This window comes from Limosilactobacillus urinaemulieris (assembly GCF_932750685.1).
In the GTDB taxonomy this organism is placed as follows: domain Bacteria; phylum Bacillota; class Bacilli; order Lactobacillales; family Lactobacillaceae; genus Limosilactobacillus; species Limosilactobacillus urinaemulieris.
The window spans coordinates 46,351-70,285 of sequence record NZ_CAKOBX010000007.1 but is presented as its reverse complement, the minus strand read 5'-3'; the positions used below and the strand labels follow the sequence as shown (position 1 = coordinate 70,285).

The window sequence follows — 23,935 nt, the reverse complement described above, 5'->3', positions numbered from 1 at the left end:
CCACCAATAATTATACCATGCTGAGTTCACTACTACTCTTCTCGGCCTTGCTCTTAAGAATATCGTTAAAAATGAAGAAGGAACTGTGACATAAGTACTTTTACCAAGTTCAAATACGAACAGCGCGGTACGCAAATGGGTTCCAGTGTCCGGTATAACCGAACTCTGGAACCCTATTTGCGCTCGCGGGGGCGTGAAAACGAAGTCATAAATGACTTCTGTCACGCTCCCTTCTAACTATTACCGATAATTTTCAAATTTACTAAATTTAATCGCGGGAATCAAGCTCTCTATATAATTAAAGTTCCGCGCTCTTAAATACTTTCTTAAATAACGGACTAACTGGCCGGTTTTCGTTAATTCGTTTAATAGCAGCACCAATAAGTGGGGCAACTGACACCTGCTTAATCTTGTCAATTTGCTTTTCCTTTGGCAGCTGGATTGAATCAGTCACAACAACCTCTTTAATTGGCGAATTATCTAACCGTTCGATCGCTGGACCTGAAAGTACTGCATGGGTACAGGAAGCATAAACTTCTTTTGCCCCGGCATCAATTAAGGCTTGGGCTCCCAAGGTAATAGTTCCAGCAGTATCAATCATGTCATCAATCATGATACACTTTTTACCCTTAACGTCCCCAATGATGTTCATAATTTGAGCGACGTTTGCTCGTGGACGACGCTTATCAATGATCGCAATCGGTGACTTTAAGAATTCAGCTAATGCTCGTGCACGAGTAACCCCACCATGATCTGGTGAAATTACAACAGCATCTTGAGCAACGCCTTCTTTAATAAAGTATTCAGCCAATAATGGTGCTCCCATCAAGTGATCAACTGGAATATCAAAGAACCCTTGAATTTGAGCAGCATGAAGGTCTAAGGCAATTACCCGATCAACACCAGAATTTTGTAACATATTTGCTACTAGCTTAGCAGTAATTGGTTCCCGACTACGTGCTTTCCGGTCCTGACGTGCATAACCATAGTAAGGAATTACCACATTGATGGTCTTTGCACTAGCACGACGTAAAGCGTCAACCATAATCAATAGTTCCATTAAATTATCATTAACGGGTGCTGAGGTAGATTGGATAACGTAAACATTATCACCACGAACACTTTCTTCAATGTTAATTTGAATTTCACCATCACTAAAACGGTCAACGGACAACTTACCCAGTTCAACGCCAACGTGTTCAGCGATCTTTTCGGCAAGTGGGCGGTTTGAATTCAAAGCAAAAATCTTCAACTTAGGGTCAAAATAATGATTAGTAGTCATTGCATCCTCCACTGGATTAATTCAAAACTGGGAAACCGGAAAATTAATCTCCAGTCCCTTTAATAAAAATTATGTGTGCGACAAACATTATTATACCAACACTTTAATGATATAAATTTGCCACACAAAAAGCAAGAGTAGAAAACTTACCAAGGCAATTTCTTAGCGTAATTTTCCTTGTTAACCTGACGTGCCCGGGCAATTGCCATATCATATTCTTCAACATTGTCCGTAATTGTGGAGCCCGCTGCAACAAATGCATTGGCAGCCAAATTAACTGGAGCAACCAAGTTACTGTTGCTACCGATGAAGGCATGGTCGCCAACATTAGTATGGTGTTTATTCTTACCATCGTAATTAACAAAGACAACCCCACAGCCAACATTGATATCCTTGCCAAGAGTAGCATTTCCAATGTAAGTTAAATGACCAACCTTAGTTTCTTCACCAATAAAGGCTTTCTTGACTTCGCAGAAATTACCAATATGAACGTTCTTGCCAATTTCAGCAGCTGGCCGAAGATGACTATTAGGTCCAATATCACTACCATCATGCATTTCGGCTTCTTGAAGGGTTGACGAAGTAATGGTTACCCCATCATGAATAGTAGAATCTTCAATTCGTGAATGGGCACTGATATAGCATTCATTACCAATTGTGGTCTTCCCCTTAATAACCACTCCACCTTCAATAACCGTATCTTGGCCGATTTGGACACCGTCATCAATGTAGGTTGTTTCTGGATCCAACATTGTAACCCCAGATTCCATCAACTTAGTGTTAATCCGTTTACGCATAATCTTGTTAGCGCGAGCAAGGGCAACCCGATCATTAACTCCCATTGACTCATCGAAATCCGACATCTTGTATGCAGTAACGATCTCTTGTTCATTCTTCAAGATCTCAATCACATCAGTAAGGTAGTATTCCCCTTGAGCATTATCATTATTGATATTCTTTAAAGCTGCAAAGAGTTTCTTATTATCAAAGCAGTAAACACCCGTATTAATTTCATGAATTGCTTGTTCTTCTGGCGTAGCATCCTTTTGTTCCACAATTCGTTCTACGATCCCCACGTCATTGCGAACAATTCGGCCATAACCTGTTGGGTCAGGTGCTACAGATGTAAGAATCGTTGCAGCAGCATGACGTTGTTCGTGGTATTCAAATAACTTCTTAAAGGTATCAGCAGTAAATAAAGGCGTGTCCCCACTCACAACAATGGTTTCACCGTCTTCGTTCGCTAAAAGATCCTTTGCCTGCATTACCGCATGCCCAGTCCCCAACTGTTCATTTTGTAAGGCAAACTTAGTCCGGTCACCAACAACCTCTTCAACCTTTTCGGCACCGAATCCAACAATGGTAATAATATTTTCAATATCAGCTTTTTCAAGTTGACCGACAACATGTTCCACCATCGTCTTTCCACATACCTTATGTAAGACCTTATATAACTTTGACCGCATCCGGGTTCCCTTGCCGGCTGCTAAAATAATCGCATTCCGCTTCATTTTGCTACTTTACTCCTTCTCAAAAACATCTTTAATAAAGCTTCCTGGCCCGGCTTGGATTGTCTTTTTCTCATCGTCCACCGCATTAACCTTAATCAAAGATGTACAGTTATCTACTAATCGTTTACCAGTAACTTCACCCTCAGCCAAGACAGTCATTCCGACTAAGTTAGCGTCGAATTCCTTGATCAGTGACTTCATCCCGTTCAGGGTTCCGCCACCCTTCATAAAGTCATCAACAACCACCACGTTTGCTCCCGCTGAAAGGGTTCGTCGTGATAACTCCATCTTCTTAATTCGTTTTACAGAACCAGAAACATAGTTAACGCTCACGGTTGGCCCTTCAGTGATATGCGAGCTATTCCGTACAATTACAAACGGCTTATTTAAATACATGGCAGCACTTTGCGCAATCGGGATTCCCTTAGTCTCAACCGTCATAATAACATCAACATCTTGATCAACATATTGGGTGGCAATTAACCGACCAACCCGGCGTAAAATATCTGGCCGACCAATTAAGTCTGAAAGGTAAACATAATCTCCAGGTAGCAGCCGGGTATCATCACTCACCGCATCGACAAGGTCAGCAATGGCTTTTTCGGCATTTTCTTTTGAATAAAATGGCGTTAATACAGCACCACCACTTGCCCCAGGGATTGTTTCCAGTCGTCCCATTCCCCAAGAGTGGAAAGTATGGCGAATAATGCTAAGGTCTTCGCTAATTGAAGACTTAGCAGAATCATACCGTTCCCCAAAGAATTTGAGTGAAACGAGGGAACGGGGGTGTTCCATCAAGTACCTTGTCATATCGACAAGGCGGTTACTACGTCTAACCTTCATATCTAATCCTCCAAAAGTATTAATTGCCTTTGATTTTAACATAAATGTTCGTCTTTTACTTAATGTTTATTAAAATAACTGGACTTTTCTTCAGCATTAGAAAAACCCAGCTAGTAAATTTATAGCAAAGTAACAATATTAGCGTTCCGACAAAAGCCCCGGATTCCATTTTGAACCCGTCGTGCTCGTGATTCGGTATGGCAAATTGCAAAAACTGATGGTCCAGTCCCGCTCATCTGTGCAACATCCGCCCCCAAAGCAAGCATCTTATCCTTTAATCGCTTAATTTCCGGGTAATAACGCATTGTTAGTGGTTCCAGAACATTTCCCATATACTTGGTTGCCGTTTGCCAATCGCCATCCCGGAAACTTTGGAGTAACAGCGAATTATTTAAGTGGTCAATCTGTGTATAATCAATTTGCCGCAATATTTGTGGAGTTGACACGCTAATCTGCTGCTTAGCAATTACCACCCAGTAATGAGGCTGTGGCGGTAATAATTCAATTTTTTCACCATGTTCAGTTACGTGAGCCAGCTTGCCATATACACAATACGGAACATCTGAATCAATTGAAAGTGACAACCGTGCTAATTCTTCTAATGAAAGACCTAGTTCCCAGGCTGAGTTCAAAATTCGCAATACTGCGGCAGCATCAGAAGAACCGCCGCCTAATCCCGCAGCAACCGGAATGTGTTTTTTAATATTAATTGTTAATGCTTCCCGATGGTGGAACCGATTACGTAAAATATTGGCAGCCTGAAATGCAAGATTCCGTTGATCGTTGGGAAGAAAACTACTATCCGTATATACTTTAATGTTTCCCGGTCGGTCATCAATTTCAATTGAAACATAGTCAGCCAGATCAACAGAAACCATTACCATATCCCATTTTGGCATCCCATCGAGGTATCTCATCGGCGAATCTAAGCTTAAGTTAAGCTTTGCCGGTGCTTTTTCAGTGATCAGCATTCAGAACACCTCCCCGTTTAGTCAAATAGTTACTTTGATTATAGCAGAGAGAAAGCTGGGAAAGAAGTTAGGAGATTTAAAAAAAGCCGTGATAAAAGTCTTTAGTGACTCTTATCACGACTCTTCATTGTTTTATGCTTGTGCTTCTTCATCTTCGAAATCAATCGAGATATTTTGTGTTAAGAGATCAGTATAACTGTAAGTGATCCGGCTAATTTGTCCTTGTCCTTCATTAACGTGAACGACAAAAATTGCTGGATAGGTTTTACTAAGTACTCCATGATGCTTAGCAATACGCTTCCGGCCTGCTTGAGCAGTTACTAGAACTCGTTGACCAACGCGACCCTCAAGTTCTTGTTTAATCTCTAAAATACTTTTAGCCACACATCTCACCTCACAGGCTGAACTATACGCTCATTTAGCATAAAAGTCAAAATTTTAACACAAGTTCAGTAATAATTCAATCGTATTTTAAATTAATTTTTCTTGATGAAGGGCATTCAAAAGGTTGATAAACTGGGCTAAGGTCAGCTTTTCTGGCCTAAGTTGTGGTGAGATCTCGATTTTTTCCAAAACTTTTGTCATTTTTGCTTTTATATTTTCGTCTTTACCAATGACAGTTTGTAAATTATTCCAGAGACTCTTCCGCCGGTGAGCAAAGCATCCCCGAATAAAGCCCATTAATTTTTGCTTATCAAAGGGCTTAGTTGTTAACGGCTGCTGACGTTGCTTAAGAACCACAATTGCTGAATCAACGTTTGGCGCTGGAATAAATGAATGACGAGAAACGTTAAAGGCAACCTCTGCATCCATCTGATATTCGATTGCCAGGGTTAAAGCACCATACTGTTTTGTTCCCGGTTTAGCGGTAAGCCGCTGGGCAACCTCCTTTTGCATCATAACCGTAATTGATGACCACTCTACCGGACTAGCCAGCAGGTTCATCAGGATTGGACTGGTAATGTAATACGGTAGGTTAGCAACCACCTTAATCGGTTTGGTTGGGTCGGTAAACCGTTGTTGAATTAATTCTGGTAAATTGGCCTTTAAGATATCCTGATTAATCACCGTCACATTATCGTAAGAAGCCAACGTTTTCTCTAAAACAGGAATTAAATCTTGATCAATTTCAACGGCAACTACCTGGCCAGCAGCTTGCGCTAACTTTTCAGTCAATGCCCCGATTCCGGGGCCAATCTCAATCACGTTGTCTGCATTTGTAACCGCAGCGGCCTCAACAATTCGCTGAAGAATTGCCGGATCAGTCAGGAAGTTCTGACCAAACCCCTTCTTGGCGTGAAGGCCATATTCGTTCAGAATTGAACGGGTCGTTTTTCGGCTACCGATTTGTGTTGACTCACTCATTTTGCTTCCTCCTGATCCAATTGATGAACTGCATCTTCAAAGTCTTGTCGACGAATTTGAAACATATTCAACCGTTTTAAAAGCTGCTTACCGTTTCCGTAGCCAATCCCGAGGATCTGACCAAGACGCTCACGCCGGTAACGAGAATTTTGTTTTCCGGTTAAACCAGCTGTTTTTAAATCAGTGCTAGTAATCTCGGCATCCGCTACTGTTCCTTGAGTATAAAGGTTCTCTAGGGCGCCCCTGATCACTTCAGGTGTGGCATGCTCAACGCCAAGACTTCCCTTAAATTCAGGAACTCCTTGATCACGACGAATAAAGGCATGTTTAACCCCGGGAATTGCGTTGCTGATCATTTTACGGATTCGTTCGCCATTAAAGTCAGGATCGGTAAACACGATTAATCCTCGTGTTTCCTGAAGCTTTTTCAACCGAGCAATATCAACTGTCGATAATGCCGAGCCATTTGTCTCATAGGTATCGGCGTTAACTGCTTTTAAGATTTGCTTCGTATCGTCCTTTCCTTCAACAACAATTACTTCTTTAATTTTCTTCATTTGGCTCTCTCTTCGTTAAAAATAGTCTTTCAGCATTATGAAAAGTTTTGTAAGCAACCAATTCTGGATCAACATTCTTTAGCCTTGCAATTGCGTCAACCACAAACTTAGTAAAGCCGGGCTCATTTTCTTTTCCCCGGTAAGGAATTGGTGTTAGATAAGGGGCATCGGTTTCAACCATCAACCGATCTAGCGGGACCGCTAATGCAGCTCGGTGAACTTCTTCAGCCGTTTTGAAACTAACAACCCCGCTAAACGAGATTGCCATCCCTAACTCCATGAACTTTTCTGCCATTTCAGGCGAACCATTAAAACTATGCATTACCCCGCCAAACTCAGCAATATGAGAATTACGGAGAATTGCATAAGCATCTTCAAGAGCGTCCCGGACATGGATTGAAACCGGAAGCTTCAATTGGCGAGCAATTTCTAGCTGCCGAGCAAAAATTTCCTGCTGACGATCATGGGGCGATTTTTGGTCATTAAAGTAATCTAACCCAATTTCACCAATTCCCACAACTAGGGGATCCCGCAGTTGCTCAATTAATTTTTTCTCAGCCTGATCGGTATATGAACGAATATCTTCTGGGTGCCAGCCGATAATTGCGTGAAGATTATCGTATTCATGAGCAAGTTTAATTGCCCGCTCATTCAAGACGGTATTTGAACCCACAATATTCATTTGGGTAACTCCATAATGGGCAGCCCGAGCCTCAAATGCTGGAACATCATCATAAAAGGCGTCATCGTTTAGATGCGTATGCGAATCATAAACTTGACGCCAGTTTTTATGTTGTTTACTCATTGGGTAACCCGATTATTCAACACCCATTCCAGGAACGAGTGAATCTGGAACAGTCACAACGGTTACGTTACCATCCTTTTCCGCGGACAGAAGCATTCCTTGACTAACTTCTCCACGCATCTTCCGTGGCTTCAAATTAGCAACGATCAGGACCTTCTTACCAACAAGAACGGCTGGATCCGGATACCATTTAGCAATTCCCGAAAGAATTTGCCGGCCTTCTTCAGTCCCATCATCCATGTGGAACTTTAACAGCTTATCTGCCCCTTCAACATGACCTGCTGAAGTAATTTGGGCAACCTTTAATTCGACCTTATCAAAAACATCAATCCGAATTTGCTTCTTACCAGTTGTTTCTTCTTCACTCATTGCTTTTTGCGCTTCTTTCTTTGCTTGTTCCATTGCTTTACGTCCCTTTTGCTTTTGATTAGCACTCATTTGACTCTTAATGAACTCTACTTCTTCCTTAACATCAAGTCGAGGGAAAATTGGCGTTCCCTTAGCAACTACTTGGGCAGTTTCAGGGAAATCGTTAAATTGTAAGTCAGTCAATTCAAGGTTCGTTCCTTCAAGACCGAGCTGGGTAATAATTTCCTTTGGCGCGTGAGTCATTATTGGCTGGATCAGTGCCGCAATTACCCGTAAGCTCTTGGCGAGATGAGTCATAACATCAGATAACTCCGCCTTCTTACTCTCGTCCTTAGCTAATACCCATGGTTCAGTTTCATCAATGTACTTATTAGCTCGAGAAACTAACTTCCACACTGCTGACAAAGCATCGGCAAAGTGAACTTGATCCATTTCCGCTTTAAATTCAGCAATTGCATTTGCGGCAGTTTGTTCAAGATCAGCATCATATTCAGTTGTGGCATCATTTTGAGCAACCAGCTTACCGTCTTGATACTTATTAATCATGGCAACGGTCCGGTTCAGTAAGTTCCCCAGATCATTAGCTAGATCGTAATTAACCTTATCAACAAAGTCTTCTGGACTGAAGACCCCATCATTTCCAAATGGCATTGCCTTTAAGAGGTAGTAACGGGTAGCGTCCAGGCCGTAACGGTTAACCAACGTTTCAGGATAAATGACGTTTCCCTTTGACTTAGACATCTTCCCGTCTTTCATTGTCAACCAGCCGTGACCGATAACATGCTTTGGCAATGGCAACCCAAGAGCATGAAGCATGATTGGCCAATAAATCGTATGGAAACGAACAATTTCTTTTCCTACCATGTGAACATCAGCTGGCCAGTACTTCTTAAAGAGACTGTCATCATCAGAACCATACCCTAAAGCAGTAATATAGTTGGATAAAGCATCAATCCAAACGTAAACGACGTGCTTTGGATCATTAGGAACCTTAACCCCCCAGTTAAAGGAGGTCCGAGTAACGGCAAGGTCTTCAAGTCCCGGCTTTAAGAAGTTGTTAACCATTTCGTTAACCCGAGTGTGCGGTTCAATAAAGTCAGGGTGTTCTTTATAATAGTTCATCAACCAGTCAGAATACTTGCTCATCTTGAAGAAGTATGATTCTTCTTCAACCAGTTGAACTTCGTGACCAGAAGGAGCCTTCCCCCCAATTACATTACCATTGTCATCACGGTAAACTTCAGCTAACTGGCTTTCAGTGAAGTATTCTTCATCATCAACTGAATACCATCCCTTATATTTACCCTTATAAATGTCGCCCTGGTCAACAAACTTTTGGAAGATTTTTTGGACAGCCTTCTCATGATAGTCATCCGTTGTCCGAATAAACTTATCATTAGTGATTTCCATTGTCTTCCAAAGCTTCTTAATTCCGGCAGCCATTTCATCCACGTATTCTTGTGGCTGTTTGCCTAGTTTTTCAGCTTTCTGTTCGATCTTTAACCCGTGTTCATCAGTTCCGGTTAAGTAGAAAACATCATAGCCCATTAACCGCTTATAACGTGCTTCAGCGTCACAAGCAACGGTCGTATATGTATTACCAATATGTAATTTACCAGATGGATAGTAAATTGGCGTTGTAATGTAATAAGTTGGTTTTTGTTCAGCCATATGAGGCCCCTCTTTCTTATTAATTCCTAATTTTTTAATTAATCTTTAGTATAGCATTATCCGCAATCCACTCCAACCTCAAAAGAGATCAAGTTGTTGAGGATCTCGCGGGGCAAGACCGTTAAATTTAACTCCCATTAACTTTTGCAGTTGAAGAGCATTAGGTGCGGCATCCCCGCCAGAATTATTATTAAAGATTACGCAAAGTTCCTGTGGTTGGGGATTAACCTGATTAATTTTTTGAGCGAAATCGGTTAGTTCTTCTTGCGTATAACGATAAAGCGTCCGCGTCTTCCGCCATTCTTTTCCCGCGTTATCCCAGCCCTTTCTATTACGACCATGTAACCTAATCATTGCTAGTTTAGGATTTGTCGTTGCGAGATAGAACGGAACGGACGTGACTGTATCATGTGGTTCATCCGCAGCAACTAGGGTAAATTGCAGATCTTGGCAATATGAGACTAGCGAATTAACCACTCCCGGCCGATACCACGAATTGTTACGGAGTTCGATTGCAATTGGTAAATCACCCAGCCAGTCACGAACCAGCTTCAAATATTCGATATCCTTTACTTCCGCATCAAAGTACGGTGGAAATTGAAAAAGAATTGTTTTCAACTGTCCAGTAGCAATCAATGGAGCAATCGTTCGTCGGTACTGCTGAAATAATAAGGCTAATTCCCCTTTTTCCTGATTCCGCTGATGGAGAGTCATTCCTTGATGGGCTTTAACGATGAACTGAAACTCACTTGGCACTTGGGAAAGCCAGTTCTGAATCGTTGCCATTTGGGGCAATGCATAGAAAAAAGTATCAAGCTCAACCGTTGGCAGGTGCTGTGCGTATTCGTTTAACGTCACTGGTCGTTGTTCATTATTGATTAACGCTGGGTGCTCAGTCCATGTTGTCAGTCCTATTGTAATCTTCATCTATTTTCCCTCCCTTAGATTCTCAGCGATTTCTTATTTTTGCAAAAATAAATCTATACTCATTAATCCTGGCGATTAATTGCCGTCCTCATCACTTTTATGCACAATTACCGCTAATTCCACGCAAAATATACAAAAATAGTCTTTTTAGAAATGAGACGTCTTCTTAGAGTTGTTCCATTCTGGGATTGTTCATGATATCTTGAAAGTGGAAACAATGAGTGTCCAAAAATGAAAGGAGCGATCAAAATGTCATTAACTACAAAGACTATTCGGAACGTATTTTCACTAAAGAAGAGTGGTAATGAAAAACGTTATCAGGGGATGCCATTTAAGGTCGCTGGCAAAGTGATCTACTTCAATTAATTACCTTATTTCAATAAAAAGAAGCTGCTAGTTTGCGTTTTGTCTTGTTGATTTGCGCACGGCAGCTTCATTTTTTATTTTACTTGTAATTCCTTGAAGAACTCAGTTGCATCAGTTTGGATCATTTCAAAATCACACGGTAACTGAAGGGCTTCCTGATTAACCGCCACTACCTTTGCGGTTGGATTTCGGTACTCAAGAAGTCCGGCAAATGGGTAAACTTTCATTGAAGTCCCAACAATGACAACCAGATCTGCCTGTTGCATCGCCCGAACGGAATTAATAATGTTTTCCTGCTTAATTCCCTCATCGTAAAGAACAATATCAGGACGCAGTGCCCCACCATCCTTTTGGTGAAGCCGACTCCTTAAATATTCGTCTACCGGAACAGTTTCATGACACTTTTCACAGTAAACATTAAAAAGGTTCCCGTGAAAATCAATCAAGTGCTTAGTTCCTGCTTCTTCGTACAGGTTGTCAATGTTTTGGGTAATTACCGTAGCCCGATCTTGTTGTGTTAAGGCTGCCTGTTTTTGGTGAATAACGTTGGGCTTAGCATCAGGAAAATATAAATTTTTCTTGCAAAACTGATAAAATCCTTCTGGATCACTGACAAAATAACGGTGACTTAAGTAATACTCCGCATTCCGGTCCTTGGTATACAAACCATTTGCAGAACGAAAATCCGGAATTCCCGAGGCGGTTGAAACTCCAGCTCCGGTTAAAAAGACAATCTGTTGAGCGTTATCAAATAATTGCTGTACTGCGTGTTCCATTAAATTACTTCCTTATGATATATGGAATATGATTTTGTTCTAAAAATTCCTTTACGGGTTGATCATAAATCTGCTTAAACTCTTCTGGCGAATGCTTAGCAGTAGTAAATGAATTTTGACCGATATTCCGGCGAAGACCAACATAGGCAGGCTTTCCGGTTTTACGATCCTTCATTCCGGAATTAAAGATTTCAAATACCTGACGAACTTCAAGGCGCAGTTGACGTTCACTTAATACCGGCGAAAGAGTCGTAAACTTATCGTTATTTAGTGCTGGAAGTCCCCATTCCTCCATTTGCTGATCATATAAGGAATAAACTTTAACGATTGATCGCCACATATCAAAAGCGTTCTTTATTGGTTTTTTAGTAATTTCAGCATATATCTTTTTAGCAGCTGCCAGTGCCTTAGGATAATTGTCCTGTAAGCGCCCCTCGTATTTTGCCAAGTGGTCGCCAAAGAACACTAATGCATCAAGCAAGGTTAATAGCCGTAAAGCCCGCTCGTCATCATCCTCACTTTCAGGAGTTAACGTATGTTCAACCCCCTTAAGATACTCTTCTTCTACCCGATCGTTAATGAAGCCATGCTTCCGTTGTTCCGCAACCACAACCCGGTGCATTGCAACGTTGTACAAATCTGTCGACATGATCATCATTTGCTCGTCAAGCTCACGATCACCTAGGGAAAGCTGGAAGAAAATTTGTGGGAATCCCCGAAGAAGCATTAATAGGTGAAGCAGTTCGTGAGAAGCGGTATAGTTTGGTTCCGTTAAATCAGTTACTAAAATTACCAAAGCACCCGGAATCGTTTGCTGGGTAGCTTGGTCATGGCGAACGTACCCAGCTCGCTTGCCCTTAAATTGAACAAAGACTGACCCCTCTGGATACAGTTCATTAACCTGATCAAGGAGGGCTTTATTTTCATCATTTAACTTGATTGCTTGTTCTTCACTCATTTGTGGACTCCTTTCGTAATGTCGCTAATAATTGTCGAGCGACTTCACGGTCAACATGTGGTTGCTGCCGAAGTTCTTTTACTAGTTGTTCGATTTCTGATTGTTTTGCGCCAACGCTAATTGCTAAGGAACGGTATTGAAGTTTCATATGGCCTGCTTGAATCCCGGTAGTAGCCAATGCACGAATTGCTGCTAGATTCTGCGCTAATCCTAAACTAGTAATCACAGCCGCTAGTTCTTGAGCAGTCTGAATGCCGCTCAAATGGTAATTGAGTCTTGTTAAAGGATTCAACCCAATTGAACCACCAACCACACCGACTGGCATGGGCAGAGTTAATTTCCCTTCGAGGTGGTTATCACTAATTTGCCATGTACTAAGGCCGCGATACTGACCATCATGACTGGCGTAAGCGTGGACGCCGCTTTCAATTGCCCGCCAATCATTTCCACTTGCAAGCAACGCAGCGTCAATTCCGTTCATGATCCCCTTGTTATGGGTTGCCGCCCGGTATGGATCAACCTGAGCTAAATCGCTTAAATCGACGATCCGCTTAGCAACTTCTTCGCCATTCATTTGCTTCGTTGCCAGTTCCGCATAATCAACACTACAAGTTACGGTCTGCAAACTATCCGTGGCGTAATTACTGAGAATAGCGGTAACAACATGAGCCCCATTTTTACGTAGGTAACGGGCAACTGCTTCTGCCATCGTGTTAACTGTATTTGCACCCATTGCCTGACAAACGTCAATTAGCAAATCAATACTAATGAACCGTCCTATTTGACGAATGCGAACCTGCTTAGCACCGCCACCCCGTTTTTGCATTGATGGGTGAGCAGCATTAGCAATTGCGAGTAGTGTTGATTTCTGATCGTTTAACCAGTTAATTTTAGCTTCTGGATCACCAGTCAACTCAATAACTACTTGTCCTACTAGTGCTCGTGAAGCTTTTTCTGCCTTAAAGCCACCAGATTTAGCTATCCGTTGTGCACCATTATTAGCTGCCGCGATTACTGAAGGTTCTTCAATAACTAGCGGTACCGTATAATTTTTATCATTAACTAAGAGGTTAGTAACGACTCCTTCTGGCAATGGGTAATCAGTAATGTAATTTTCAACCAAGTCATTTCCTAAATTACTTGTATGTTGTTCAAGTAATTTTTGTTCCGACCGGGAAAGCTGATAACGGTCGGCAAGTATTTGTCGTCGTTGTTCAGGGGTTAGCCGATAAAAGCTGTGTGCCCATTGCATTTTACTCATGATGTTTCTTCCTTTGGTTAACGTACTCGGTGATAATTCCTTCACGAACACCACTTTCGGAAAAGATCACCCGACCATCACTATTCCGTTGCAGGAGCGAAACAAGTGGCAGCATTCCGCCGACAATAATATCTGCCCGTTCTGGCTCTAATCCCGGCATCCGCTTACGTTGGGCAAGATTTTTACTCAAAAGTTCCCGATAAGTTGCAAAAACAACTCGTGACGATAATTGATATCCATGGATTGACCCTGAAGAATGGCGCCGTCCATGATGGTGGTATGCCCGAGTCATTCGGGCGAGCGTTCGGTTAGCACCACCCAAGAGGACAATCGGTACCCGAGTAGCATAACGAAGCCACGGAATCTTCGTCAACCGTTCATTCATTGAGACCTGCGCCCGAAATAGGTCGGTTGCTCGAACGTACCCTCCTAAATGGAATTGTTCGGATAAATTAACTGCACCAACGGGAAGTGAAATCAGGTCCCGTGCCCGTCGCTGTTGAACCAAGATTAACTCACAACTTGCGCCACCAACATCTAAAATTAAACAGTGGTTGAGTTTGAGTGTTCGAATGACACCCAGGTAATCGTAATATGCTTCTTTTTTCCCCGAAAGAACTTGCAAGTGAATACCAACTTCATTTTCAACCCGGTTTAAGAATTCTTGACGATTCTTTGCCTGACGAACTGCCGCCGTTGAGATTGCCCGCACCTGAATATTAGGCACTGTCGAATAAATTTTCTTGAATCTTTTTAAGGCAGCAACCGTTCGATCCATTGCATTTTTCTGAAGCACTTTCTCTCGGCCCATTCCTTCTGAAAGACGAGTATTCTCTTTGACCCGTTTGATTTCACGAAAACGACCATCAGGTGCAATTTTGGTAATTGCCATCCGTGTCGAATTGGAACCAAGATCAACAATCGCGAGGTTTTCTTCCACCATTTTCACCTCCGATAATCTGTATTTTATTTAGAAAAAAGCGAAATTTAATATCCTCTTAATAATACCATGTTCTTCAACAGAGTGTGAACCCGTTAACTATTGGAAGGAAGATTATTCTTTATGGCTGATTATTAGTGAAATTTGACCAGATAAAAAGCGACCCATAATTGTTAGGGGTTGGAGCTAACAATTATGGGTCGTGTTTGAAGGTAAATGTGACTAACGTTCTAGGCAGCAAAGTCAAGAACTGTTCGCCAGGAACTTGCTAGAGCTAACAAACTCCTTCATAGGCGCAAGACGCCTTCGTCAGGAGAAATCGTTTCTAATGCAACATAGTCAAGATCGGTTCGCCGTGACCGCAACTTCCGCCTAGCTATCCCGTCCTTGATTGTAAACAATCATCGTCCGGGATTTTCTAGTGCTCAGTTGCTAATTCGTCACGGCTCACACTCTAATCAAAATAATTAATCCCAATTGCGTCGCGGACTTGTTTGAGAGTTTGGTTAGCGACTTCATTGGCGTGGGCAGAACCTTCTTGGAGGATTTGGTCGACGTAATCAAGATTCTTTGCGTATTCTTCACGACGCTTTCGGATTGGTTCAAGTTCGGTTTCAAGAACATCGTTTAAGTAACGCTTGATCTTAACGTCACCAAGACCACCAGCTTGGTACTGTTCCTTTAATTCAGCGACCTTTTCCTTATCCGGATCAAAAATATCAAGGTAGGTAAAGACAGTGTTTCCTTCAACATGACCCGGATCGCTCACCTTAATGTGTGTTGGGTCGGTATACATGGACATTACCTTCTTCTGAACCGTATCGGCATCATCTGAAAGGTAGATCGCGTTACCAAGTGACTTACTCATCTTTGCATTACCGTCAAGTCCTGGAATCCGCCCTTCACCCTTTGGCGGAAAGACTCCTTGTGGTTCAACCAGAATGTCTTCATTGTAAATCCGGTTAAATGACCGAACGATTTCCCGCGTCTGTTCAAGCATTGGTTCTTGATCATCCCCAACCGGAACCGTATCCGCCTTAAAGGCAGTAATGTCTGCCGCTTGACTTACCGGATAAATAAAGAAGCCAGCTGGAACACTTTCGCCAAATTTTTTCTGTTGAATTTCGGTCTTAACCGTTGGATTACGGTGAAGACGGGCAATCGTTACTAAGTTAAGGTAGTGCATCGTTAATTCACTTAAAGCAGGAATTTGTGATTGAACAAAAATTGTTGCCTTTTTAGGGTCAATGCCAACTGCCAAGTAGTCTAACGCCACTTCATGAAGACTCTTCCGGATTTTTTCTGGATCACGGGCATTATCAGTCAATGCCTGCTGATCAGCGATCATGATAAAAGTATTGTAATCACCAGTATTTTGTAAACGGACCCGGTTCTTTAACGAACCAACATAGTGACCAATATGAAGCTTCCCGGTTGGTCGGTCACCCGTTAAGATTGTGTGCTTTTTTTCTTCAGCCATTGTATTTCCTCCTTAAATTAAAAACGCCCTACTAGCTATTCAAACTAATAGGACGCATCAACTGCGCGGTACCACCTAAATTGCAGCGAACCACTGCCACTTTAATATCATTTTTAATTGTAACCAGTTCGTGCTTTGGGGATCTTTTCATCAACCATCCCTCGCTGTTACTCACACTACTTATTTACCGACTATTTTAAGCTATTCTCCCAGGAAAAATCAAGATTAGGTCACGGGATCTTGTATAATGGAACTATGATTTAACATTAGTACGGGAGTGAGAGTCGTGAAATCAAAGCGCAATAAAACGATTGACTTTAGCTTAGCGGAGGCACCAGCAGATGTGATGGCCAAAATCATCCAAGTCAAAAAGGAAAAGCCTTCTTCTCTTGAGCAGGTTACCGATAAGGTGATCAACGGCGATTCATTTCAAGTAATGGAGCAACTGCCAAGTCATTCAATCGATCTTGCGCTTGTCGATCCCCCGTATAACCTCAATAAAAAGTACGATGGCATGACGTTTAAGCAAATGAAGCCAGCTGAATACCAACGTTACACTGAGAACTGGATCAATAAACTAAAGCCGCTATTAAAGCCTAACGCTAGTGTCTACGTTTTTGCGGACTGGGAAACCAGTATCGTCCTCGCCCCAGTATTGGAACAACACTTTACGGTCAAAAATCGAATTACTTGGCAACGCGAAAAGGGCCGGGGCGCGCTAACCAACTGGAAGAACAGTTCTGAAGACATCTGGTTCTTAACGGTCAATCCCCATGACTATGTATTTAACGTTGATCAGGTTAAACAGCGACGACCAGTGGTAGCGCCATATAAGGAAGATGGTCACGCTAAAGACTGGCAGGCAACTAAAGCCGGTAATTTTCGTGATACCATGCCCAGTAACCTTTGGGATGACATTTCAATTCCTTATTGGTCAATGCCTGAGAATACCGACCACCCAACCCAAAAGCCAGAAAAATTAATGGCCAAAGTTATCCTTGCTAGTTCTAATCCTGACGACCTAATCTTTGATCCCTTTGCGGGTGCTGGTTCAAGTTTAGTTACAGCTAAAAAACTGGGACGCCATTTTATCGGCATTGAGCAAAGCCTCCTCTACTGTGCATGGGGACAATATCGGCTTAACAAGGCTAATAATAATTCCCATATTCAAGGGTATGCTGATGGTGTATTCTGGCCACGAAATAGTTTATCTCTCCAAAAAAAATACCTGAAGGAAAAAGATAATTCAAAATAAAGAAGGATCAGTAAAATGATAATTAACAATTCGACTCCCCGACTTGATCATTACCGAATTACCGCTGAGTTTGAACGTCAACGGGCATCCTTTATGATTTGGCCGGAAAGGCAAGATAACTGGCGCAATGGTGGCAAGCCAGCACAAAAAGCATTCACTGAGCTCGCTAAAATTATTAGTCAGTTTCAACCAGTAACAATGCTCGTAAATGAGGATCAATATTTAAATGCTAAAGAAAAATTAGCTGGAATTGCTCGTGTTGTTGAGATGAGTAATAACGATGCCTGGGCGAAAGATGTTCTACCAATCTACATTAACCGTGGACATGATATTCGTGCCGTTAATTTTAGTTTTAATGCCTGAGGTGGCCTAGTTGATGGGCTTTACTTCTCCTGGGATTTTGATGATCAGTTAGCTGGAAATGCTTGTTTAACCCAGTCATAGATGCCTCCTTCACCGGCATAGGCAGTTCCTAATTCTGAAGAAACTAAACCATACGGAAGAAAGAAGAATATTAGTAAGAAAATCCACCAAAAAAATTGTGATGGACCAATGGCGGCTGCAGGGGCAACTGACTCGACCGTCATAATAACAACTACGGACATCAAGACGGCATCAAACAAACGGAATTTCTTTTTTGGTTTAGTATCCATTTGTACCACCTAGCTTTCTTCTAAGCTTCTTGAACCGCGGACTATTTATCAGCTTGATATGGCTCATGAGCCAACATTTCGTCTAATTCACCCTGATACTTGTCAGCCAATGCCTTTGTGGCAACTTTCATGTTTGGATTTAGCAGGTAAGTAAAGATCGCCCGCATAGCCGTCTTACGATTTTCTGCTTGATCCCAAACAATTGAGTGTTCACCGTCAAGAACAGAATCAGTAACTTCTTCACCCCGACTAGCTGGAAGACAGTGCATAAACTTAACACTTGGATTATTAGTCTTGGCCAACATTTCGTCATTAACTTGGTACTTCGGATAGAAAATCTTCATATATTCATCCTTTTGAAGTTCTTTATCATAGAGGCCGTACCAAACATCGGTGTAAATAAAGTCGGCTCCCTCTAAAATCCGTTCGTCGTCTGTAATATCGATCGTGGCACCGCTCTCTTCAGCTATTTTCTGAGCTCGTTTAAGATCCGTTTCCGGTACCTGATTACCCTTTGGACCATATTGGGCAAAGTGCATTCCCATTTGAACCGCAAAGTACATTGTTGAAACACAAACTTGAGTGGCATCGCCAACAAAGACAATCTTGCAATCCTCTAATTTCTTACCAGCTGGCAGGTGTTCTTCAATGGTGGTTAAATCACCAAGGGCCTGCGTTGGGTGACTTTGATCACTCATAAAGTTAACAACTGGGACTTTAGAGTACTTACCTAGATCCATAATTTCTGAATGACGGTTAACCCGTGCACCAATAATGTCAAGTAGTCGACCAAGGACATGTCCCGTATCATCTAGTGATTCATGACCACCTTCACCAAGTTGAATTTGACCAGGTGCAAGGTATAATGCATGACCCCCTAGTTCAGTCATTGCTGCTTCAGCTGAATTTCGTGTCCGGGTTGAAGTTTGTTCGAAAATCATCCCCAATGACTTATTCTTCAATAGCGGTGGATAGTAACCATCCTTAATTGCGGCCTTAATCTTTAATCCCAAGTCCACCATAAATTGAAGTTCTTCTTTACTGTATGTATAAGTATCAATATAATCGCGCTTTGACATAGTTAACAGCTCCTTAATTTTTATTGATTTCCTCTTTACGGTTAATATGTTAAACGATGAACTATTATTTTGGAACCGTTATCAGTGTTGATGCAACAGCATTTGTCATCATTAAACACGTTTCATTTGGTGAAACATGTTTCGCTAGTTTATAAGTTCACAACCAACAAAAGAAAGAGTCCAGGGAAAAGCAAAATGCTTTCTCCTGGACTCTAATTATTATTAATAGTTTCAGTCTAATCACGGCTTGCTTCGCGTTGTCAGCAAAGCACAAGTGCTAGTTTCCAGTCTCGTTCTTACTTATTTGCCTTAGCGACAGCAGCTTGAGCTAAAATGTTTAAATAATTAAATGGCCGATCGAAGTTTGGTTGGAAGAGCATGTCAACAAAAGCTAAGTAATCAATGGTGTGCTTATCTTGAATGCATAATGATAAGACACCAGCTGACTGAGCAACATCATACTTACTCATCAATTGACCACCAATGATTTGCCGAGTCTTCTTATCCCAAACAAGGGTCATCAAAACTTTTTCAGTCGTTGGCATAAATTCCGGACGGTAATTATCTTCAATCGTTACTGAGTCCGCATCAATTCCTGCTTCCTTAGCGTTTTCTAACGTTAAACCTGAAGAAACCATTGTCGTCCCATAGAGGTTCAAGCCAGAGCTAGACTGGGTTCCCATGTCACGCATCTTGTTGCCAAAGATGTTAACACCAACCATGGTTCCCTGACGGATTGCATTAGTAGCCAACGGAATGTAGGCGTCCTTCCCGGTTGGGTTGTAGTGAACACTGGTAGAATCTCCAGCAGCATAAATATCGGGATCGGATGATTGCATGTACTCGTTAGTTACGATCGCTCCATTATCATGCATCTTAACTTTGCCCTTGAGAAGATCAGTGTTTGGTCGGAAGCCAACACACAGAATCGCAATATCGGCATCAAAGCTTCCCTGATCCGTTTTCACGGTTACCCCATCCTCATGTTCTTCAAAGGCAGTTACCCGTTGATTAAAAGCTAGGGTTGCTCCATGCTCCTTAAATTGCTGTTCAATTCGGTCGGTATATTCCTGATCGAAGTACTTGTGAAGCATCCGTGGTGCCCCATCAATCAGTGTCACGTCCTTGTTTTGACGAGTATAAGCTTCAACCAATTCAACACCAATATAACCACCACCGATAACAACTACGCGTTGGGCATCCTTAGCAGCACTAAATAGTTTCTTGGCATGATGGTAATTCTTGCATAAGTATACATGTTCGCCGTTAACCCCCTCAATTGGCGGAATAACTGGCCATGAACCGGTAGTATCAACTAACTTATCGTAGTGGTCGACTTTTTCTTCACCAGTTACTAAATCAGTTACCTTAACCGTCTTTGTTTCGGGATCGATACTGGTAACATTATGTTGCATGTGAACTTCAGCACCTAATTGGCTTAATTGCTCAGGACTGGAGTAGAACATTGCGTCTGGATCACCAACATCCCCACTTAGGTAAACTGCGATCCCACATGACAAGAATGAAACATTGTCGTTCCGTTCATAGATAGTCACATCAGTCTCTGGATGATCCTTTAAAATTTGGGTAGCAGTAATCGTTCCGGCATGGGTACAACCAACAATAATAACCTTCATTTTGATAGCCTCGCTTTGTTCAATAATTAACTTAAATATTTAAACAAGTACCAAAACTTGTTGCTTTGATTATATGCAGAAGTATGTATAATTAAATTGATTTAAATCAAGAAAGGATGGTTAATTTGTCTAAACACTCTGAGGTTGCCTGCCTAAGTAAGGCCTCAATTTTCAAAAATTTACCACTTCACCTTAAAAAGAAGTTAGTAACTATCACCTCCCACCAGGACTTTTTTCCAAAAGGAAGTCTAATCCGTCAACCATTAGATGGTCAGGATGGAATGATCGTGATTGATTCGGGACATGCCAAAATTTATTCACTAAGCGAAGATGGCAAAGAAACAGTTCTCGGTGTTTTGGCAAAGGGTGATTCTACTGGACAAGAAAATTTATTTAGCCAAAAAGATCACGAAAACTTCATCCAAGCTACAGAAGATTGTCTGGTGTGTTCCATGAACCGACAAGATTTCCAAAAGATGTTAAATGAAACGCCAGATCTTTCCTTGACGCTTTTAAATGATTTTGGTCAGCGCTTAATAATGGCGGAGAAGAATACCATTCGGCGAAACTCAATGAACGCTCAGGATCGGGTTCTTGATTACCTTAAGGAAGAAGGAACCCGAGCAGGAAGTGTCTCATTTACCCTCCCATTCAAAAAAAAGGACTTAGCTAATTTTCTCGGATTAACCCCAGAGACATTAAGTCGACAACTAAACTCACTCCAATCGGCTGGAAAAATTATCGTTAACGGCCAGCAAATAACGCTGAATAATTAAAAAGATGACCCCTTTGGGTGACGTTAATTGCCACTCAAAGGGGTCATCTTTAAATTTTAACTATGTTAATCCTATTTAACTTTCTTCGCGATGAACAACCGACTGCTAAAGTCTGATGGATCCTTTTCAGGCTTCGTGCGGTCCATAATCCGTGGAACAAAGTAACCAGCATTCATTAGTTCAGCTCCAGAGAAGCGCTCCTGACCGTCATTAACAGTGTAAGCAGCTTCTGGATCTAGGCCAGCAAAGTATACCCGAATGTAAGCTGGATTAGCACCATTAAGGATTTGGAACCGGGCAAGAATTGCCTCGCTCTGATCCCCACTTACTACTTGCCAGTCATAAACGTTATCACTTACAGTGTCTGGGTTATCAAGCCGATAGAATGTTCCAAATTGGAAGAGGTGCCGATACTGCTTGTAGAAAGCTACCTGCTTCTTAATTGTGGCTAGCTCATCTGCAGACATCTTGGTAATGTCTAATTCGTAACCAAAGTCACCAAAGTAAGCAACTGCTGCCCGAGTATCAAGCGATGTTAACCGACCGACTTGATCGTTTGGCACAGCTGAAACATGGGCGCCCCACATATTCTGGGTATACCCGTATGAAGTGCCATCTTGAATCTTGATCCGTTCAACAGCATCAGTATCGTCACTGCACCAAGCTTGTGGAGCGTAGTACATCATCCCAAGGTCGAACCGACCACCACCAGAAGCACATGATTCAAAGAGGACCTTTGGAAAGGCCTCAGTTAACCGAGCATACAATTGATAAACCCCAAGAATGTACCGGTGAGGGAATTCAGGCTGTTGGTCAGCAGGTAACTTTGCACCGTACATTTCAGTGATATTTCGGTTCATGTCCCACTTAATGTAGTCGAGCTTCGTTTGTTTAATAATTGCACTCATATGCTCGAATAAGTAGTTAACAACCTCTTGCCGTGTCATATCAAGGACAAACTGGTTTCGGGCAGGAGTCCCTTGACGTCCGGGAGTTGCAATCATCCAATCAGGGTGCTTTTCATAAAGCTTACTATCAATCGAAACCATTTCTGGTTCAAACCAGAGGCCAAATTTCATTCCCTTGTCGTGAACTCGATCAGCAAAGCCGCTAATTCCATTGCTGAACTTCTTTTGGTCAACAAACCAGTCACCCAGACTAGACTTATCATCATCACGGTGACCAAACCAACCATCATCAAGGACAAACATTTCGATCCCTAACTTATCTGCTTGATCAACAATCTTCATTAGCTTAGCTTCATTAAAGTCCATGAAAGTTGCTTCCCAATTGTTAATCAGAATTGGCCGATCTTGGTGGGCAAAATGCTGGTTAATCAGGTGATCTTGATAAAAGGCACCTAACTGCTGACTCATTTGGTTAAGCCCGTTATCGGTATATGTCATCACGGCTTCTGGGGTTTGGAAGCTCTCCCCATTTGCTAACTTCCAGCCAAAGTCATCTGGATTAATTCCTACTAGTACCCGAGTGGTGTCAAATTGGTCAACCTCAACCGAGTCAATGAAGTTGCCAGAATAAATAAAGTTAAACCCAAAGGCTGCTCCTTGATGGTTATCAGTATGTGGTCGGGCTAAAGCAAAGAATGGGTTTTGTTGGTGGCTTGAAGCAACCCGTAAGCTACCAATACTTTGAATTCCAGAACGGAGCGGTGTCCGGATTAAGTGACGTTCACGAGCCCAGCTTCCTGAGAATTGAAGCATGTCATAATCATGATCTGGCAAATCTAATTGGAGACTGAGCGCCCGATCAAGGGTTACCGCTTCTTGGCCACGATTAATGAAGGTTGCACTCCGAACGATGACATCTTCTTTTTCAAAGACGGTGTAATGAAGTTGCAGAACAAGATTAGCTAACACATCCTTGAAGGTTACTGTCAGAGTTTGCGAATCATCACCCTGGTCATCAAATGCTGATGGCATGTTCTTAAGTCGTTCCTTACCGTCCGCAACTTCGTAACCGGTATATTCGAATTCTGAAGTTCGCGAACCATTTGGGTAGGTAATTTGGTAAGCAGGATAACGGTAATCTCCTTTTCCAAGGCCGGCATACTCCTGTTTAATGAGTTCCAACTGAAAGTCGCCCTGGTCAACAGTTAACGTGTTTGTGCAATCGTGTTCTTCACGACTGGCAAGGTTAGGATAATTCTTTTTTACAGGAATCCGGGGACCGTAATATAGTTGTCCCGCATTCCCATTTTCCAGAATTTTGAAGATATAACTTGTCTTTGCCGTTTGCAAATGGAATAACTTGTGCTCTTCATTAACGTGGATACTCATTAGCGATAACTCCTTTAGATTTTTTGTAAGCCTTTACAATGAAATTATAACCTTATTTTATCTAAATCTCTAATTGGTTTATTAAAGATCACTCTATTTGTATTCGCTTACAGTGATTTAATTCTATTGTATTGAAATTTTGTCAATTATGCCATG

The 23,935-nt window shown here is 42.0% G+C and carries 21 protein-coding genes and 1 pseudogene; 3 read left to right on the top strand and 19 right to left on the bottom strand.

Going from position 1 to position 23,935, the window contains the following annotated elements; genetic code table 11:
* Positions 1-298 precede the first annotated feature (298 nt).
* The 15 genes from MR181_RS06115 to trpS all read right to left on the bottom strand — a co-directional run bounded on the left by MR181_RS06115 (position 299) and on the right by trpS (position 16,082).
* Positions 299-1,282, bottom strand: coding sequence for a ribose-phosphate diphosphokinase (locus MR181_RS06115; protein ID WP_191911698.1), 984 nt, complete (start codon positions 1,280-1,282; stop codon positions 299-301).
* A gap of 146 nt (positions 1,283-1,428) precedes the next feature.
* Positions 1,429-2,793 carry a bifunctional UDP-N-acetylglucosamine diphosphorylase/glucosamine-1-phosphate N-acetyltransferase GlmU gene (gene glmU, locus MR181_RS06110; RefSeq protein ID WP_242336123.1) on the bottom strand — a complete coding sequence of 455 codons (1,365 nt, stop codon included), beginning with the start codon at positions 2,791-2,793 and terminating at the stop codon, positions 1,429-1,431.
* A gap of 9 nt (positions 2,794-2,802) precedes the next feature.
* The gene (purR, locus tag MR181_RS06105) at positions 2,803-3,636 is read right to left on the bottom strand and encodes a pur operon repressor (protein ID WP_040531797.1); all 834 of its coding nucleotides are present in this window, start codon (positions 3,634-3,636) and stop codon (positions 2,803-2,805) included.
* A gap of 119 nt (positions 3,637-3,755) precedes the next feature.
* Positions 3,756-4,607, bottom strand: coding sequence for a 4-(cytidine 5'-diphospho)-2-C-methyl-D-erythritol kinase (ispE, locus tag MR181_RS06100; protein ID WP_242336120.1), 852 nt, complete (start codon positions 4,605-4,607; stop codon positions 3,756-3,758).
* A 132-nt stretch (positions 4,608-4,739) separates the two neighbouring features.
* A complete protein-coding gene (locus tag MR181_RS06095; protein ID WP_191911702.1) occupies positions 4,740-4,991 on the bottom strand; it encodes a Veg family protein in 252 nt (83 codons plus the stop codon).
* An 87-nt stretch (positions 4,992-5,078) separates the two neighbouring features.
* Entirely contained in the window at positions 5,079-5,972 is an 894-nt protein-coding gene (gene rsmA / locus MR181_RS06090; protein ID WP_242336117.1) for a 16S rRNA (adenine(1518)-N(6)/adenine(1519)-N(6))-dimethyltransferase RsmA, read from the bottom strand.
* A complete protein-coding gene (gene rnmV, locus MR181_RS06085) occupies positions 5,969-6,529 on the bottom strand; it encodes a ribonuclease M5 (RefSeq protein ID WP_242336114.1) in 561 nt (186 codons plus the stop codon). The genes rsmA and rnmV overlap by 4 nt, the downstream gene beginning before the upstream one ends.
* Entirely contained in the window at positions 6,516-7,334 is an 819-nt protein-coding gene (locus MR181_RS06080) for a TatD family hydrolase (RefSeq protein WP_242336111.1), read from the bottom strand. The genes rnmV and MR181_RS06080 overlap by 14 nt, the downstream gene beginning before the upstream one ends.
* Positions 7,335-7,346: 12 nt before the next feature.
* Positions 7,347-9,374: a methionine--tRNA ligase gene (metG, locus tag MR181_RS06075; protein WP_242336108.1), complete on the bottom strand. Its 2,028-nt coding sequence runs from the start codon at positions 9,372-9,374 to the stop codon at positions 7,347-7,349.
* 78 nt (positions 9,375-9,452) lie between these two features.
* Positions 9,453-10,301 (bottom strand): DUF72 domain-containing protein, encoded by an 849-nt coding sequence (locus MR181_RS06070; RefSeq protein WP_242336104.1) that lies wholly within the window; start codon positions 10,299-10,301, stop codon positions 9,453-9,455.
* Positions 10,302-10,741: 440 nt separating this feature from the next.
* The gene (locus tag MR181_RS06065; RefSeq protein WP_242336102.1) at positions 10,742-11,443 is read right to left on the bottom strand and encodes an NAD-dependent protein deacylase; all 702 of its coding nucleotides are present in this window, start codon (positions 11,441-11,443) and stop codon (positions 10,742-10,744) included.
* A gap of 4 nt (positions 11,444-11,447) precedes the next feature.
* The gene (locus MR181_RS06060; protein ID WP_191911709.1) at positions 11,448-12,401 is read right to left on the bottom strand and encodes an IpaB/EvcA family protein; all 954 of its coding nucleotides are present in this window, start codon (positions 12,399-12,401) and stop codon (positions 11,448-11,450) included.
* Positions 12,394-13,662: a hydroxymethylglutaryl-CoA reductase, degradative gene (locus MR181_RS06055; protein WP_242336098.1), complete on the bottom strand. Its 1,269-nt coding sequence runs from the start codon at positions 13,660-13,662 to the stop codon at positions 12,394-12,396. The genes MR181_RS06060 and MR181_RS06055 overlap by 8 nt, the downstream gene beginning before the upstream one ends.
* Positions 13,655-14,605 (bottom strand): Ppx/GppA family phosphatase, encoded by a 951-nt coding sequence (locus tag MR181_RS06050; RefSeq protein ID WP_242336096.1) that lies wholly within the window; start codon positions 14,603-14,605, stop codon positions 13,655-13,657. The genes MR181_RS06055 and MR181_RS06050 overlap by 8 nt, the downstream gene beginning before the upstream one ends.
* A gap of 451 nt (positions 14,606-15,056) precedes the next feature.
* Entirely contained in the window at positions 15,057-16,082 is a 1,026-nt protein-coding gene (gene trpS / locus MR181_RS06045; RefSeq protein WP_242336093.1) for a tryptophan--tRNA ligase, read from the bottom strand.
* A 346-nt stretch (positions 16,083-16,428) separates the two neighbouring features.
* Between trpS and MR181_RS06040 the strand changes: the two genes are divergently transcribed.
* On the top strand, positions 16,429-17,337 hold the full coding sequence (locus MR181_RS06040) for a DNA-methyltransferase (RefSeq protein WP_206683813.1): 909 nt from the start codon (positions 16,429-16,431) through the stop codon (positions 17,335-17,337).
* 15 nt (positions 17,338-17,352) lie between these two features.
* Positions 17,353-17,700, top strand: a complete 348-nt coding sequence (locus MR181_RS06035; RefSeq protein ID WP_242336090.1) for an agmatine deiminase family protein — start codon at positions 17,353-17,355, stop codon at positions 17,698-17,700.
* A 56-nt stretch (positions 17,701-17,756) separates the two neighbouring features.
* Here MR181_RS06035 and MR181_RS06030 read toward each other — a convergent pair.
* From MR181_RS06030 to MR181_RS06020, 3 genes and pseudogenes are all read right to left on the bottom strand, one after another.
* Positions 17,757-17,990, bottom strand: a pseudogene (locus MR181_RS06030) (amino acid permease); the annotation flags it as partial.
* A 41-nt stretch (positions 17,991-18,031) separates the two neighbouring features.
* Complete coding sequence (gene ptcA / locus MR181_RS06025) at positions 18,032-19,069, bottom strand: putrescine carbamoyltransferase (protein ID WP_242336087.1); 1,038 nt, start codon at positions 19,067-19,069, stop codon at positions 18,032-18,034.
* A 296-nt stretch (positions 19,070-19,365) separates the two neighbouring features.
* Positions 19,366-20,706, bottom strand: a complete 1,341-nt coding sequence (locus MR181_RS06020; RefSeq protein WP_242336084.1) for an FAD-dependent oxidoreductase — start codon at positions 20,704-20,706, stop codon at positions 19,366-19,368.
* A gap of 125 nt (positions 20,707-20,831) precedes the next feature.
* On the opposite strand from MR181_RS06020, the gene MR181_RS06015 reads away from it, so the two are divergent.
* Positions 20,832-21,482: a Crp/Fnr family transcriptional regulator gene (locus tag MR181_RS06015; protein ID WP_242336081.1), complete on the top strand. Its 651-nt coding sequence runs from the start codon at positions 20,832-20,834 to the stop codon at positions 21,480-21,482.
* Between the two features lie 71 nt (positions 21,483-21,553).
* Here MR181_RS06015 and MR181_RS06010 read toward each other — a convergent pair whose 3' ends face one another.
* On the bottom strand, positions 21,554-23,779 hold the full coding sequence (locus MR181_RS06010) for an alpha-galactosidase (protein ID WP_242336078.1): 2,226 nt from the start codon (positions 23,777-23,779) through the stop codon (positions 21,554-21,556).
* Positions 23,780-23,935: the final 156 nt, after the last annotated feature.